The 13,904-nt window shown below is 70.6% G+C and carries 12 protein-coding genes; 4 read left to right on the plus strand and 8 right to left on the minus strand.

The window, feature by feature from the left end; all coding sequences use genetic code 11:
- Positions 1–38: 38 nt before the first annotated feature.
- Positions 39–1,361, minus strand: coding sequence for a PHB depolymerase family esterase (locus ACN28F_RS08120; protein WP_421357371.1), 1,323 nt, complete (start codon positions 1,359–1,361; stop codon positions 39–41).
- Between the two features lie 217 nt (positions 1,362–1,578).
- Between ACN28F_RS08120 and ACN28F_RS08125 the strand changes: the two genes are divergently transcribed.
- Positions 1,579–2,661 (plus strand): LacI family DNA-binding transcriptional regulator, encoded by a 1,083-nt coding sequence (locus ACN28F_RS08125; protein ID WP_289207440.1) that lies wholly within the window; start codon positions 1,579–1,581, stop codon positions 2,659–2,661.
- 3 nt (positions 2,662–2,664) lie between these two features.
- Positions 2,665–3,072 carry a VOC family protein gene (locus tag ACN28F_RS08130; protein ID WP_289207441.1) on the plus strand — a complete coding sequence of 136 codons (408 nt, stop codon included), beginning with the start codon at positions 2,665–2,667 and terminating at the stop codon, positions 3,070–3,072.
- A gap of 32 nt (positions 3,073–3,104) precedes the next feature.
- Here the strand turns inward: ACN28F_RS08130 and ACN28F_RS08135 are convergent, their stop codons facing one another.
- Positions 3,105–3,725 carry a hypothetical protein gene (locus ACN28F_RS08135; RefSeq protein ID WP_289207442.1) on the minus strand — a complete coding sequence of 207 codons (621 nt, stop codon included), beginning with the start codon at positions 3,723–3,725 and terminating at the stop codon, positions 3,105–3,107.
- A 142-nt stretch (positions 3,726–3,867) separates the two neighbouring features.
- On the opposite strand from ACN28F_RS08135, the gene ACN28F_RS08140 reads away from it, so the two are divergent.
- A complete protein-coding gene (locus ACN28F_RS08140; protein WP_421357372.1) occupies positions 3,868–5,889 on the plus strand; it encodes an ABC transporter ATP-binding protein in 2,022 nt (673 codons plus the stop codon).
- A gap of 27 nt (positions 5,890–5,916) precedes the next feature.
- On the opposite strand, the gene ACN28F_RS08145 is transcribed toward ACN28F_RS08140, so the two are convergent.
- From ACN28F_RS08145 to ACN28F_RS08165, 5 genes are all read right to left on the minus strand, one after another.
- Positions 5,917–6,792, minus strand: a complete 876-nt coding sequence (locus ACN28F_RS08145; RefSeq protein WP_421357373.1) for a sugar phosphate isomerase/epimerase family protein — start codon at positions 6,790–6,792, stop codon at positions 5,917–5,919.
- A 20-nt stretch (positions 6,793–6,812) separates the two neighbouring features.
- On the minus strand, positions 6,813–7,994 hold the full coding sequence (locus ACN28F_RS08150) for a substrate-binding domain-containing protein (RefSeq protein WP_421357374.1): 1,182 nt from the start codon (positions 7,992–7,994) through the stop codon (positions 6,813–6,815).
- 10 nt (positions 7,995–8,004) lie between these two features.
- Positions 8,005–8,988, minus strand: coding sequence for an ABC transporter permease (locus tag ACN28F_RS08155; protein WP_421361309.1), 984 nt, complete (start codon positions 8,986–8,988; stop codon positions 8,005–8,007).
- 73 nt (positions 8,989–9,061) lie between these two features.
- A complete protein-coding gene (locus tag ACN28F_RS08160) occupies positions 9,062–9,949 on the minus strand; it encodes an ABC transporter permease (protein ID WP_421357375.1) in 888 nt (295 codons plus the stop codon).
- Positions 9,946–10,641, minus strand: a complete 696-nt coding sequence (locus tag ACN28F_RS08165) for an ATP-binding cassette domain-containing protein (RefSeq protein WP_421361311.1) — start codon at positions 10,639–10,641, stop codon at positions 9,946–9,948. The genes ACN28F_RS08160 and ACN28F_RS08165 overlap by 4 nt, the downstream gene beginning before the upstream one ends.
- Here ACN28F_RS08165 and ACN28F_RS08170 point away from each other — a divergent pair.
- Entirely contained in the window at positions 10,633–13,176 is a 2,544-nt protein-coding gene (locus ACN28F_RS08170; protein WP_421361313.1) for an RICIN domain-containing protein, read from the plus strand. The genes ACN28F_RS08165 and ACN28F_RS08170 overlap by 9 nt on opposite strands.
- Positions 13,177–13,316: 140 nt before the next feature.
- On the opposite strand, the gene ACN28F_RS08175 is transcribed toward ACN28F_RS08170, so the two are convergent.
- On the minus strand, positions 13,317–13,646 hold the full coding sequence (locus ACN28F_RS08175; RefSeq protein WP_421357376.1) for a carboxypeptidase-like regulatory domain-containing protein: 330 nt from the start codon (positions 13,644–13,646) through the stop codon (positions 13,317–13,319).
- Positions 13,647–13,904: the final 258 nt, after the last annotated feature.

Genomic DNA, 13,904 nt, shown 5'->3' on the forward strand with positions numbered 1-13,904 from the left:
TCCGTCCGGTCGGACCCCCCCCACCACCGTGGCGCACATCAGGCGACGGCGCAGGGGGTGCCGTCGAGGGTGAACGAGCTGGGCCTACCACTGTTGCCGGAGTGGGTAGCCTGGAAGCCGATGCTCTGCGAGCCGTTCGGCGGGATGGTGGCGTTGTAGGACATGTTGCGGGCGGTGACCGCGCCGCTGGTCGGCGAGTACGTCGCGTTCCAGCCGGAGATGATGGTCTGCCCGGCCGGCAGGGTGAACGCCAGGCTCCAGCCGTTGATCGCGCTGCTGCCGGTGTTGGCGATGGTCACCGAGGCGACCAGCCCGTTGTTCCACGCGTTCACCCCGTAGGTGACCCGGCAGGCCCCGGACGGCGGCGGCGTGGTAGGCGGAGCCGTCGTCGGCGGGGCCGTCGTCGGCGGAGCGGTCGTCGGCGGAGCGGTCGTGGGCGGAGCAGTGCCGTCGAGGCCGAAGAAGCGGATCACCTGGGCGGCGTCGACCGGAATGTTGTGGCTGACGCCCTGCATGCTGATCGCCTCGACCGGGGCCATCCCGCCGGAGGCGCCGTAGCGGGTGCGGGTGTAGTTGCCCTGCGGGTTGTCGGTGTAGGTCGGCGTCTGGCTGAGCCCGTGCGTGTTGGTCCACTGCTTCACCTGCTCGGCGAAGTTCGGGTAGCGCAGTGTTTCGTCGTTGGTGCCGTGCCAGATCTGCATGCGGGGCCAGGGGCCGCGGTAGCTGGGGTTGGTGTTGCGGACGGCGTCGCCCCACTGCTGGGCGGTACGGACGATCTGCCCGTTGGCGCACTGGCTGTTCCACTCGGAGCCGCCGGTGGTGGCGAAACAGGTGAACGGCACACCGGCGAAGGACGCGCCGGCGGCGAAGACGTCCGGGTAGACGCCGAGCATGACGTTGGTCATCATCGCGCCGGACGACGTCCCGGTGGCGAAGATCCGGCCCGGGTCGGCGTTGTAGCGCTGCTGCACGTAGCTGATCATGGAGCGGATGCCGACCGGGTCACTGCCGCCGCCCCGGGTCAGTGCCTGCTGCGAGTAGACGTCAAAGCACTGGCTGCTGCGGGTCACCGACGGGTAGATGACGATGTAGCCGTACCGGTCGGCCAGGGAGGCGTACTGGGTGCCGGAGTAGTAGGCGGGCCCGGTGCCGGTGCAGTAGTGCATGGCGACCAGGATCGCCGGGCGGGTCGCTACCCGGTCCGGCACGTACAGGTACATGCGCAGGTTGCTGGGGTTGGTGCCGAAGTTGGTGACTTCGGTGAGGGTGGCCGCCGAGGCGGGTGCCGCGAAGGTGAGGACGGCCGCCGCAGCCGTGACGGCGGCGGCGGTGACGGCCAGCATCTTGGCCATGAGTCTCATGTGCTTCCTCCGGAACGCACGCAGGGGAATCCGGTACGGGGCTGCCCAGGCTCCCGCTTTACTCCGGCTCGAAACAGTTACTAGTATCGATAGAAACAGTTCGAGACACAAGGTCGAACCTCAGATCGACATCGAGACAGCCCTATGGAAGCGCTTCGACACCTCGTAGCATGAGCCGGGCGAAGCCCCAGATCAAGCGGAAGGTTGGCGAACGGTCGTGGACCACGCCCCGACACACCCGGAACACCCGCCGACGGTCGGCACACCGTCGGGGGGCCAGCGCCGGGGCCGCCGCCGCGGCGAACTGTCCGTCGCGACCATCGCCGAGCTCGCCGGAGTCTCCAAACCCACGGTCTCCAAGGTTCTGAACGGACGAACCGGGGTGGCGCTGGAGACCCGCCGCCGGATCGAGGCACTGGTCCGCGAGCACGGCTACCAGCGGCCCGGCTCGGTCACCCCGACCGCCGGCGTCGAAGTGGTGTTCTACCAGCTGGAGAGCCACCTGGCGATCGAGATCCTGCGCGGGGTCGAGCAGGTCGCCCGGACCCACGAACTCTCCGTCGGCTTCACCGAGGTACAGGGCCGTACCGACCCGGGCCGGTCCTGGGCCGAGCAGTTGCTCGCCCGCCGGCCGGTCGGCGTGATCGCCGTCTACTCCGCCTTCACCCCCGAGCAGCACGCTCAACTCGCCGCCAGCGCCATTCCACTGGTGGCCCTCGATCCGGTCGGGGAGCCCGTGCACGCCACTCCGTCGGTCGGAGCCACCAACTGGAACGGCGGCATCACCGCGACCCGCCACCTGCTCGACCTCGGACACCGCCGGATCGCCGTCATCAGTGGGCCGATCGAGATGCTGGGGGCCCGCGCCCGGTTGGAGGGCTGCCGGGCGGCGATGGACGCCGTCGGCGTACGGCTCGACGACGACCTGGTCCGCAGCGGCCGGTTCTACTACGAGGACGGCGCAGCGCTGGGCCGTGACCTGCTCGACCGACCCGACCGCCCGACGGCGGTGATCTGCGGCAACGATTTGCAGGCCCTCGGCGTCTACGCCGCCGCTTGGCAGCTCGGCCTGCGCATACCGCAGGACCTGAGCGTGGTCGGCTTCGACGACATCGACAACGCCCGCTGGTGCTGCCCGCCGCTGACCACCGTACGGCAGCCGCTGGCCGAGATGGCCTCGACCGCCACCGGGATGGTGCTCACCATGGCGGCCGGCGGGTCGCCGCCGCAGAGCCGGGTGGAGATCGGCACCACCCTGGTCGTCCGGGGCAGCACGGCTGCGCCACCGATCGTAAGATGACGTATGAACTGGACACTGGAAGTGGTCGTGGTCCCGGTTTCGGACCTGGACCGGGCCAAGGACTTCTACGCCGGGCAGCTCGGCTTCGTCGTCGACCACGACACGAAGATCAACGACGAGGTACGGGTCATCCAGCTGACCCCGCCCGGCTCGGGCTGCTCCGTGGTGATCGGCAAAGGCGCGGTTCCGGAGATGCCGCCCGGTTCGCTACGTGGGCTGCAGCTCGTCGTCGCCGACATCAAGGCCGCGCACGCCGAGCTCAGCGGACGCGGCGTGGCGGTCAGTGACATCCAGGTCCTCGGCGAGAACCCGCGGCCGGTCCCCGATCCGCTGGACAACGTCGGTTTCTTTTTCTTCACCGACCCGGATGGCAACGGCTGGGCGGTGCAGCAGATCTCCAGCCGGGCCTGAGCTGCGCCCACGCAGGCACCGCCGGTGTCCGATCAGGCCGGGGCCTCGGCGAACAGCGCCTGCTCGGCCCGCATCCGCGACGCCAGGTCCGTCCGGGGCGGACGGTAGTCGGTGGTGCGGGCTGCGGCGAGCAACGGCGGGTACGGCGCGATCCCGTGCCGCCGGACGTGGTACGCCACCGCGTCGGGCCAGACGAACCGGCCGTCGGTGCGGTACGTCAGCGGCACGACGTCGCCATGCCCGGGGTCGACCACGTCGACCATCGTCGCCGTGGTCAGCAGCACCGCGTCGGAACCGTACAGGTAGCCGGCCACCGACTCGCGCTCGGCCGCGTCCAACGACGGCCGGTCGTCAGCGAAGATCGGCCGACCGGCGTCGTCGACGCCGTCGAAGACCGGGACCAGCTCCGGTTCCGGCGCGGACGCCGCCCACAGCAGGCTCGCGCCGACCAGCGCGGCCCGGTGGTAGGCCGGCAGCGCTGTGTCCGCGCCGAACACCTCCAATCGGGACGGCTCCTCCCCCGCCTCGCCCAACCGGGCCTGGGCGGTCGCGGTTACCGACACCGGGTCGGCCGTGCCGGCCACCTCGACCAGGAACACCCATTCGTACGCCGGTGGACACGTCTGCAGAGTGAAGACGCACGATGTCGACATCGGATCAACGGGACGTAGCCGCACCGTTGACCGGCCAGAGCACTGGGGAGTGCCCCAGCCACCCGGCAGTCACACCGTCACACGCTTTCCGTAACATTATCACCACCTAGAGTGTTTGCGCTGCTTCGATCGAGGGAGCATCTTGACACCGCCGACTACCAAGTCTGAGCCGGCCGACGCGGGTTCTCCGAGGAACCAGCCGGCAGGAGAACAACCGGAGGCCGGGCAACCGGAGTCGGTGCTGCCGGAGCTTCGGGCGATGTGGTGGGAGACCGGCGTGCGGGCACGGGCCGAGGCGGGACTGATGGCGGTCTTCGCCGAGCTGCCCCGCCTGGTCGCCGAGGCCGTGCGGATCAGCTGGCGGGCCGACCGGCTGCGGACCTGCGTGGTGGCGGTCGCCACGATCGGCGCCGGCACGATGGCCTCGTTCGGGCTGCTCGCCACGCAGCGGGTGCTCGTCGAGCTGTTCGCCGGCGGCCCGACCGCCGACAAGGTGGTCGCCGCCCTGCCCGCGTTGACGGCGCTGGCTGCGGTCACCGCGATCCGGGCCGGTCTGGGCATCGCGACCGGCTACGCCCAGAACGGCCTCACCCCCCGGGTGGACCGCGAGGTCGAGCGCGGCCTGTTCGAGGTCACCACGGCGGTACGGCTGGACGCGTTCGACGCCGACGCGTTCGCCGACGACATGGAGCGCGCCACCCGGGGCACCGACGCGACCGCGTCACTGGTGCAGTCGTCGATGAACCTGTTCGCCGGGCTGGTCAGCCTGCTCGCGGTGACGGTCGCCGTCATCGTGATCCACCCGCTGTTGCTGGTCGCCCTGCTCGTCGCGACGCTGCCCAACGCATGGGCGTCGCTGCGGGCCGGACACCTGCGCTACCACACCTGGACCGCCGGCTCGGTACGCCGGCGCCGTCTGTGGATCCTGCACCGGCTGATGGCCGAGCGGGTCTCCGCACCGGAGCTGCGCTCGTACGGCCTGCGGCGGTTCCTGCTGGACCAGTACGACCGGGTGATGGGTGTGGAGACCGACATCCAGCTTGCCCTTGCCCGCCGGGTCACCACCATGACCAGTGTCGGATCGCTGGCGGGTGGGCTGGCCACCGGTGTGGTGTACGTCCTGCTCGGGCTGCTGCTCGTCGGTGGACAGATCCCGTTGGCGGCGGCGGCCACCTGCGTGATCGCCGTACAGGCCGCCCAGCGGGCGTTGACCTCCGTCACTCTGCACATCGACGGGGTCTACACCGACGGCCAACACTTCAACGACTACACCGGATTCATGGCCCGGGCCGTCGCGTACCTGCCCGACGGCAGCGCCGAGGTCGGGGTGCGCCCGCCCGGGGCCGTCCCCGAGCCGCTACGGGACCTGACCGTGCGCGGCCTGAGCCTGTGGTACCCGGACCGGGACACCCCTGCCGTCGACGACGTCACACTGACCATCCAGGCGGGACAAACTGTGGCCTTCGTCGGGGAGAACGGCTCCGGCAAGTCGACCCTGGCCGCGATGATCGCCGCGATGCGGACCCCGAGCGGCGGCACCGTCGAATGGAACGGTCGACCGCTCGGGCACTGGGACCTCGACGAGCTGCGTCGGCGCATCGCCGTGGTCACCCAGGAGTACCACAAGTGGCCGTTCACCGCGGCGACCAACATCGCTCTCGGCGACGCCGAGACCGAGCCCGACCAGCAACGGATCGAGGCCGCGGCGCGGCGCGCGGTCGCCCACGACATGATCCGCGAGCTGCCGTACGGGTACGAGACGCTGCTCGACCGGACCTTCGCCAAGGGCCAGGATCTCTCCGGCGGGCAGTGGCAGCGCATCACCGCCGCCCGCGGGTTCCTGCGTGACGCCGAGCTGCTGATCATGGACGAGCCCTCCTCGGCCCTGGATCCCCGCGCCGAGGATGCGCTGTTCCAGGCGATCCGGGACCGACAGGGCACCGCGACGACGATCCTGATCACCCACCGGCTCGCCAACGTCCGGCACGCCGACCGGATCTTCGTCCTGCACGCCGGCGCCCTGGTGGAGGCCGGCAGCCACGACGAGCTGCTCGCCGCCGGCGGCCGGTACGCCGAACTGTTCACCCTGCAGGCCGCCGGCTACCAGGGCGGCCCCACCACCGGTACGGCGATCCCCCATCAACCCAGGTCCGCGACGACCTGACCACGGTGTCCCGGCGGGCGGTCGTCGTCAGCGGCCACCGCCCTGCGGCGTCGGCCGATCCGGCACGGACCGCAGTGCCTCCCGCAGGTACGCCAGGCCGTCGCAGGCGAGTCGGTCCGGTGACGGCGCGAGCGGACGCCAGATCGAGGCGGCGGTCGCGATCGTCGCGTTCTCCGGGGTGAACGACTCGATGCAGATCGCGCCCCGGTACCCGGTGGCGGTCAGGGCGGCGAGAAAGCGGGGCCAGTCCAGGTGGTCGGCGCCGGGCGCTCCCCGGTCGGTGCCGCTGACCTGCACGTGTTTGATGTGCGGGCCGGCGACCGCGACCGCGGCGTACGGATCGGCCTCCTCGATGTTCATGTGGTAGGTGTCGATCATGAGCCCGACGTTGGCTGGCAGACCGTCGATCAGTTCCACCGCCTGATCGATCGTGTTGACCACACTCGTCTCGTACCGGTTCAGCGCCTCCACGCCGATCGACACGCCGTGGGCGCCGGCGTGGTCCGCGACCGGCGCCAGCGCCCGGCGGAAGTCGGCGTAGCAGACGGCGCGGGCGGCCGAGTTCATCCGCCAGGTCCGGCCGACCGAGGCGTAGACCGGCCCGCCGACGCTCGGCGCGCCGACGGCAACCGCACTGTCGACGCAGCCCGTCAGGTAGGCCACTGTCGCCTCGACCACCCTCGGCGGGGCGTCGACCAACTCCCGGCCGGGCGGGGTGACCGCGCAGACACCGGCCGCGGTCAGTCCGAGCTCGGCGAGCAGGTCCCGGGTTCGGTGCGGGTCCCAGTCGCCGGGTTGCTCGATCGGCAGCTCGACGGTGTCGAAGCCGAACCCGGCGATCCGGGGCAGCAACTCGGCCAGGGCCGCGTCGTCGACCGGCGAGGCCCACACCCAGGGGTTCACCCCGATCTGGTACACCGGGCCTACTTCCACCGCTGCGGGTAACCCGGCAGCCCGGTGCAGCCGCACATCGCGTAGTGCAGCGGCGGCATGTCCGGGTCGAGGTAGCTGTCCAGGTTCTCCTGGGTGATCGTCGGCTGCGGCAGTTTCCACGGGTCGGACACCTGCTGGCCGGCGAGGATCCGTAGGGCGGCGATGATCGGGGTACGCCACTGGTAGGTCGGGTAGGTCGGCGCGATCGCGGTGAGGCCGGCGTCCTTCCAGATCCGCAGGAAGTCGAGCTGGTCCTCGCCGTTGATGGGTGGCACCGGCTTGCCGGCGTCCTGGAACGCCTCGACCGCAGCGACCGCGACCGCACCGGCGTCCATCCACACACCGTCGATCGTGCCGTACCGCTGGATGTAGTCGTCGACGATCTTCTTGGTCTTCGCCGGGTCCCCGTCGGTGAACTCGACCCCGACGACGTCGATCTGCGCCCGGTCGAAGACGACCTTCGCCGCCGACCAGCGGGTCTCCAGCACGTCGACGCCGGGCAGGATGCGCAGCGCGAGCAGCTTGCCACCCGGTGCCATCCGCTGGCTGACGAACTCGGCACCGACGTGGCCGAAGCCGTACCCGCCGATGGGGTTGAAGGTGACCGGGCAGTCGGTGTCCACGCCCCGGTCGAAGACGATGACCGGCAGACCCGTACGGCAGGCGGCCTCGACCGCCGGGGTGAGCGTGGCGGTGGTGTTCGGCGAGACGATGAGCGCGTCACAGTCCTTGCCGAGCAGGTCGTTGATGTCGGCGATCTGTTTCTGGTCCTTGCCTTCCGCGTCGATGTGGACGAACTCCTCGATCAGGTCCCCCTGTGCCGCCACCTCGGCCTGCATGGTCTTGAACCCGACCTGCCGCCACGGGTTGTTCAACGCGGCGTTGGAGAAGCAGATCCGGTACGGGCCGGCCTTCGCGAAGGTCGCGGTGTCCACCATCGTCGGGTCGAGCACCTGCTCCCACGGCTTGTCCGCCGGTCCGGTCGGGGTGGCGTCGAGCAACGCGAGTTCGTTGTCGTAGTCGGCCTGCACGAAGAACTTCGACTGGTCGCCGGTGCCCGTTCCCGCCGGTGCCGACGACGCGCCGGAGCTGGCTGCGGGCGGTTGGTCCGTGGCGCAACCGGCGACGGCGAGCAGCGTCACCGTGGCCAGCACGGTCAGGCGATGTTTCACCAGAATCCCCTTATCTCGACGAGGAACGCCGGGTGGCGACCGCCACGGCGATCAGGATGATGGCGCCCTGGACGGTCGGTCGCAGTGCGCCGGAGACGCCGTAGAAGTTCATGAGGGCGAAGAGCAGTTCGAGGGTCACCGCGCCGAGCATCGCGCCGACGACGGATCCTCGGCCGCCGCCCAGCGCGACCCCGCCGAGGACGACCGCGGTGATGGCGCCGAACTCCAGGCCGGCCCCGGCCTGGAAGGAGACCCCGCTGTACCCACCGATCAGGATGGCGGCGACGGCGGCCGCGAGGCCGCTGAGGACGAAGGCGATGGTGCGCACCCGCGGGACCCGTACCCCGCTGAGGTGCGCGGTGCGCGGGTTGTCCCCGACGGCGATCAGCACCCGGCCGAAGTCGGACCGGGTGAGCAGCACGGCCAGCGCCGCGAGGACCAGCAGGACCAGCAGCGCGTACGGGACCCGGCCCAGTGCCGGTACGTCCTCGACCGCGCGTCGGCCGAACTGGCGGAACTCCTCGGAGAACCCGCCCTTGGGCGCGCCGTTGGACCACAGGTAGACCGCGCCCACCAGGATCAGGAACATGCCGAGCGTGGCGATGAACGAGGGCACCCGCAGGCGCGTCACGATCAGGCCGTTGACCAGCCCGACGAGCGCGCCCCCGCCGAGCAGCACCAGCACCGCCGGCCAGGTCCGTGCAGGGTCACTGTCGATGATCCGGGCGGCGACCACCACCTGCGCGGTGACCAGGGCGCCGACGGACAGGTCGAACTCGCCGGAGACGATGACGAAGTACTGGCCGGCGGCGAGCAGGATGATCGGCGCCGAGCGGCCGAGGAACGACATCAGCGACGCCGGGGCCAGGAAGTCCGGTTGGTGGACGGTGACGAGGATCAGGAGCACCGCGAGGATCGCGAGGATCGGCAGGAGGCCACCGGCGCCGGCGCCCATCCGCCGTAGCGGTGCCGGACGACGTTGGGCGGTCTGCATGGTCAACTGGCCGCCTTCCGCATCGCCCGGCGGGCGTAGATGGCGACGGCGGCGATGATGACGGCGCCCCGGATCACCTGCTTGAAGAAGGCGTCGACCTCGAGCTGGTTGAAGATGGCGTCGATGCTGGCGAGCAGCAGTACGCCGCCGACGGTGCCGACGACACCACCGCGTCCGCCGGCGAGGGCGGTGCCGCCGATGACCACGGCCGCGATCGACTCCAGGTCGTAGAGGCCCTCGGTGCCGACCCGGGGCGCGCCCGAGCCCAGCCGGCTGGCCAGATAGATCCCGGCGAGCCCGGCGCACAGGCGGTGACCAGGACCCGGTCGGTGCGGACGCCGGAAAGTCTGGCGACCTGCGGGGCGCCGCCGACCGCGATCAGGTGGTGGCCGAACCGGGTCCGTGAGAGGACGAACCAGCACGCCCCGGTGGCCGCGATCAGCAGGAGGAAGGACAGCGGTACGGGACCGACGCGCTGGTAGCCGAGGGTCTGCACGAGGGTCGGTGCGGTGCTGCCGGCGGGGCCGTCGTAGCCGTTGTCGAGGTAGCCCTTGAGTAGCAGCCCGACGCCCAGGGTGGCGATGAACGAGTTGATCCGCAGCCTGGTGACGAGCAGCCCGTTGGCCAGCCCGACGGCGGCGCTGACGGTGAGCGCCAGGCCGATGCCGGGCAGCAGCCCGCTGTCGCGACCGTTCATCGTCTCCGCCGCGACCAGGGTGCTCAGGCTCACCACGTACGCCACGGACAGGTCGAGCGAGCCGCCGAGGACGACCAGGGTCTGGCCGACCGCGACCAGCCCCAGCCCGGCGGCGACGTGCAGCAGACTCACCGTCGTGGCCTGGTTGAACAGTTGACCTCCGTCGATCGTGACGATCAGCCAGCCGGTGGCCAGGGTGAGGGCCAGCGCCACGTACACACCGGGGACGCGACGCCGCGCGGACCGCAACGACGGGGCGGTCACGCCGCCGTCCTCCGCCCGGTTCCGACCGCGAGGGACGCGACGTCGGGCTCGGTCGCGCCGGCGGGTAGCTCACCGGCGACCCGCCCGTCACGCATGACGAGGATCCGGTCGCTCATGCCGATCAGCTCGGGCAGATCGGAGGAGATCATCAGCACGGCGGCGCCCTCGCGGGCGAGCCCGCGGACGAGATGGTGGATCGCCGACCTGGCACCGACGTCGATGCCGCGGGTCGGTTCGTCGAAGAGCAGCACCAGCGGGTCCGTAGCGAGCCATCGCGCCAGTACGACCTTCTGCTGGTTGCCGCCGGACAGGAAGCGGATTTCCTGGTCCTCGGCGGCGGCCCGCAGGTCGACGGCGGCGAGCAGCTGCCGGATCCGACCGGCCCGACGGCTGCGCGCGGTGCCGACGGCCCGCAGCGCGAGCAGCGCGTTGTCGAGCACCGACTGTCGGACGACGATGCCTTCGCCCTTGCGGTCCTCGGTGACGTAGGCGATGCCGGCGCGCACCGCCGCTCGCGGAGAGCGGATCCGCACCGGCGCGCCGTCGAGCGTGACCTCTCCGGTGGTGAAGGGGACCGCCCCGAACAGCGCCCGGGCCAGCGCCGACCGCCCGGAACCCTGCAGACCCCGACGCCGACGGGAATCGCGCTGGACCCGGACTTCGCCAGCAACGGGTACGTCTACCTGTACCACTCGCCGGCGAACAGCTCCACGGACATCAACCGGGTCTCCCGGTTCACCCTGACCGGTGACACGTTGAACATGGCCAGCCAGGTCACCGTCATCGACATCCCGGCGTACCGCGACAGGACGTTCCCCGAACCCGGCCACACCGGCGGATATCTGCAGTTCGGCCCGGACGGCAACCTCTACATCGGCACCGGCGACGACGTCGCGCCGAACCTCGATCCGGCCTGGCAGGGGTACGCGCCGTTGGACTGGCGGCCGGGCAGACACATGCTCGACGCGGCCCGGACCACCGGCAACACCAACGACCTACGCGGGAAGCTGCTGCGGATCCGACCGTCGGCCGGCGGCGGCTACACCATTCCGGCCGGCAATCTCTACCCGCAGGGAACGGCGTCCACCCGACCGGAATTCTACGCGATGGGCCTCCGCAACCCGTTCCGCTTCTCGATCGACCCGGCCACCGGCTGGGTCTACCTGGCCGACTACGGACCCGACCGCAACCCACCCACCACCAACCGCGGACCCGAGGGCCTGGTCGAACTCAACGTGATCAAGTCACCCGGCAACTACGGCTGGCCGTTCTGCCACGGCGACAACCAGCCGTACGCACCGCACAACCCGGACACCGGCGCCGTCGGCGCGAAGTTCAACTGCGCCGCCCCGGTCAACAACTCGCCCAACAACACCGGCCTGACCAGCCTCCGCCCGGTCGTCACGCCCAACATCTGGTACGGCTACGGCACCTCGCCGACCTTCCCGGAACTCGGCGCCGGCAGCTCCGGACCGATGGGCGGACCGGTCTACCGGTACGACCCGACGAACCCGTCCGACACGAAGTTCCCGCCCTACTACGACGGCGTGCACTTCTTCTACGAATGGTCCCGCAGCTACCTCAAGGAGGTGCACTTCGACTCCGCGACGGCGGTGACCCGCACCAACCCGTTCCTGCCCGGGGCGGAGTTCAAAAAGCCGATGGACCTGCAGTTCGGCCCGGACGGTTCGCTCTACCTGCTGGAGTGGGGCACCAACTTCGGCGGCGGCAACAACGACTCCGGTCTCTACCGGATCGACTACGTCCAGGGCGGCCGGTCACCGATCGCCACGGCGACCGGCACCCCGACCAACGGGTACGCGCCGCTGACGGTCCAGTTCAGCAGCGCCGGATCGACCGACCCCGACCCCGGCGACACACTCAGCTACCAGTGGACCTTCGGCGACGGCAGCACCTCGACCGCCGCCAACCCGTCACACGTCTACACCACCAACGGCAACTACACCGCGCAGTTGACGGTCACCGACAACACCGGTCGGACCGCCTTCGCCAACGTCAACATCACCGTCGGCAACACCGCGCCGGTGGTCACCATCACCACGCCGGCCAACGGCGGCATGCTCACCATCGGCGACCAGGTGTCGTACACGGTCACCGTCTCCGACCCGGGCGGTGCCCCGGTCGACTGCGCCAAGGTGTTCGTCAACCCGGCACTCGGTCACGACGACCACGAGCACGAGACCACCGACTACCCGGGCTGCTCGGGGACGATCCGGACCGAACTGCTCGGCGGGCACCCGGACGGGGCCAACCTGTTCTACGCGCTCAACGCCCGCTACACCGACGACGGCGGCAACGGCGGTGCCGCGCCCCTGACCGGGTACGCGAAGGTGATCCTCCAGCCGAAACACAAGCAGGCCGAGTACCACAGCAGCCAGTCCGGCACCCGGATCATCGACCAGGCCGGCGCGGAGAGCGGCAAACGCATCGGGGACATCTCCAACAACGACTGGGTGGCGTTCACCCCGATGAGCCTGTCCGGCATCTCCACCGTCAGCTACCGGCTGTCGTCGCCGTCCGGCGGCGGCACGATCGAACTACGCGCCGGCTCACCGGCCGGTACGCTGCTGGCCACCACACCCGTGCCGAGCACCGGCGGCTGGGACAACTACCAGTCGACGTCCCCGGTGAACGTCACCGCCCTGGCGGGCAGCCACACCCTGTACATGGTGTTCAAGGGCAGCGCGAACAACTGGTTCGACCTGGACTCGTTCACCTTCGGCGGGGCCGGAGTGGGCCAACCGGTCGATCCCGGCGATCCGCCGGGCGACGGGGTGGCCGGCAGGACATGGACCCTGACCGCGCAGCACAGCGGCAAGCTGATGGACGTCAACGGTGTCTCCACCGCCGACGGGGCCCAGATCCACCAGTGGGCGGCGACCGGCGGAAACAACCAGAAGTGGGCGGCCGTGGACGCCGGTGGCGGCGCGGTCCACCTCCGGGCGGTCCACAGCGGTAAGTGCGCGGAGGTCATCGGCGGCTCCACCAGCGCCGGCGCCTTCCTCCAGCAGGCCACCTGTAACAACAGCAACCAGCAGCGGTTCACCGTCAGCCCGACCGGCACCAGCGGGGTCTACACCGTACGCAGCGTACCGAGCGGGTTGTGCCTGGACGTCAACGGCGCCGCCACCAGCGACGGCGCGCGCCTCATCCAATGGACCTGCCACGCGGGCCCCAACCAGCAGTGGCGGTTCAACCCGGCCTGACGCACCGCGACCGCCGTAGTGGTCCGTGCGACGGTCACCTTGCCGGACGGCAGTCGCCACTTCCAGGTACCTGGAAGTGGCGACTGCCGTCCGGCTCCAGCTCTCGGCGGACGTCCCCGTCCACCGGGCCCGGAGGCTGATCAGCCGAGGGTGATCGGCACCCGGCTGGTCTCATCCGCCACCACCGTCACCCGCTGGGCTGCGACGACGTCCTCGCCCGGAACCCGTACGGTGAACTCGTACTCCCCCGGTGGCAGATCGGTCCAGGTGTACTCACCACGCGCGTCGGTCATCCGGGCGATGTCCTCGGCCAGTTCCGCAGGCATCGGCCAGTCGACCGTACGGACCTCCACCGGGATCACCGGGAGCGGCTCACCGGCCGGATCTCGTACCTCGATGATCGCCGTACCGCGGCCGGCGGCCGAACCCGGCGACGCCGAGGGCGCCTCCGGCTGTCGCGGGTCGGACACAGGGGTGTCCGGGCCGGTCGACGCCGACGGTCCGGGCGAACCCGATGATTCAGTGGCGCAGCCCGCCAGCAGCAAGCCGACGAACAGCACCGGCAGAAGCGCATGTCGTACCGGCTTCATGGCCAGTCCTCGTTTCACGGCCAGTCCTCGGATCACGTCAGTGTTCGATCACACAGAGTATCAAGATACCGGGGTGTGGTGCTGCCCGTCGCCGTCGTGCCGGTCCCCGTCCGGCGACCGGTCGTGCGGTCACCGGAC

Source organism: Solwaraspora sp. WMMA2101, from assembly GCF_049179175.1.
Taxonomy (GTDB): Bacteria; Actinomycetota; Actinomycetes; order Mycobacteriales; family Micromonosporaceae; genus Micromonospora_E.

Excerpts from the sequence above, each read along its gene's own strand:
- ACN28F_RS08120 (WP_421357371.1), bottom strand. The coding sequence starts at position 1,361 with ATGAGACTCATGGCCAAGATGCTGGCCGTCACCGCCGCCGCCGTCACG.
- ACN28F_RS08130 (WP_289207441.1), top strand. The coding sequence starts at position 2,665 with ATGAACTGGACACTGGAAGTGGTCGTGGTCCCGGTTTCGGACCTGGAC.
- ACN28F_RS08135 (WP_289207442.1), bottom strand. The coding sequence starts at position 3,725 with ATGTCGACATCGTGCGTCTTCACTCTGCAGACGTGTCCACCGGCGTAC.
- ACN28F_RS08155 (WP_421361309.1), bottom strand. The coding sequence starts at position 8,988 with ATGCAGACCGCCCAACGTCGTCCGGCACCGCTACGGCGGATGGGCGCC.